2 protein-coding genes are annotated in these 1,340 nt (G+C 74.0%); both read right to left on the reverse strand.

What is annotated here, in order from left to right; translation table 11 throughout:
• Window positions 1–162: 162 nt before the first annotated feature.
• The gene (locus B7767_RS40315; RefSeq protein WP_085576250.1) at window positions 163–654 is read right to left on the reverse strand and encodes an RNA polymerase sigma factor; all 492 of its coding nucleotides are present in this window, start codon (window positions 652–654) and stop codon (window positions 163–165) included.
• Between the two features lie 100 nt (window positions 655–754).
• Window positions 755–1,340, reverse strand: a 586-nt coding sequence (locus B7767_RS40320) for a class F sortase (RefSeq protein ID WP_085576251.1), incomplete at its 5' end; no start/stop codon positions are given.

Raw genomic sequence — 1,340 nt, forward strand, 5'->3', positions numbered from 1 at the left:
CACGCCAGTCCGGCCCCGGCCCCGACCGCGGCGCGCACCAGCCGGCGCCGCGCCGCGCCGCGGCGGATCTCCTCGTACCGGCCGGGGGGCGGGCCGAGACGGTCGGGGACCGGCCGCAGGATGACGGCGAGGGGGTCGTCGGGTTCGAACTCCGGACCGTCGTCAGAGTACGTGATCAAGGCTTCTCCTCAGGTGGGCGCGGAGCAGTTCCCTGGCCGCGTGGAGGTCGGCTTTGACGGTTCCTTCCTTGCGTCCGGTGACCGCGGACACCTCCCGGATCGGCATGTCAGCGTAGTAGTGCAGCAGGATCGGGACACGCAGTCGTTCCGGCAGCGACTGCACGAGCAGACGTACGGACGGGTCGGACTGTTCGGGGTGCGGGCGGACGGCCGTCTCGGTGGTGACACGGCGCACCGCCTTGCGTTCGCGTTCGAGTGCGCGCCAGTGGTCCCGGACGAGGTTGGCGGCGGTGACGTAGAGGAAGCCCCGTGGCTCGGCCACGGACGTCCAGCGGGCCCACAGCCGGGTGAACGCCTCCGAGGCGATCTCGTGGGCCGTCTCGTCGTCGTCGACCAGCCGGCGGCACCAGCCGGCGAGGCGCGGGTAGAGGGCGGCGAAGAGTTCGGACGCTGCCTGCTCACGGGACCGTTTCAACGCTCTCCATGGTCGTGCGGTACTGGTGTCGTGGGACCCGTCGCGGGTCGGTTCCCGGGCCGCGGGCGCACGGCCCGCGGCCCGGGAACGCGGTGGTGGATCAGGGACTCGCAGAGGTCAGCGTGGCGAACACGATCACGTTGTCGCGGTACTCGTCGCCGGTACGTGGGCCACCGCACGTGATGAGCCGCAGCTCCGGCCGGCCGACGTCACCGTAGACCGCGTCCGTCGGGAAGTCCGCCTTGGCGACCGTCCGGACCGAGTCGACGGTGAACACCGCCGCGGTCCCGTTCTCCAGGCGTGCCACGACCCTGCCCCCCGGGCGCAGACGCGCGAGGTGCCGGAAGACACCGTCCCCGTGGGCGCCGACCGTGACGTGGCCGAGGATCACCGACGGGCCGGTCTGGCCGGGCGTCGGCGAGTGCCGGTACCAGCCCGCCCGGTCATGGGCCGTGACCGGAGGCACCTGGACCGTGCGGTCCGGGGCCAGCCCCAGCCGGATGACCGGCGTGTCGACCCCGATGTCCGGTATCTCCAGCCCGACCGGGACCGAACGCCCGAGGACACGCGCCGGTTTCCCGGAGGGCCGCGCGGACGGCGCCGTGCTCCCGGGGTGCCCGGCCGGGGGCCGGCCGGTCCGGTGGCCGTCTCCGCAGCCGCCGAGGAGCGCGGCCGTCGCCGTGGCG

It is taken from the genome of Streptomyces sp. 13-12-16 (assembly GCF_002114215.1).
In the GTDB taxonomy this organism is placed as follows: domain Bacteria; phylum Actinomycetota; class Actinomycetes; order Streptomycetales; family Streptomycetaceae; genus Streptomyces.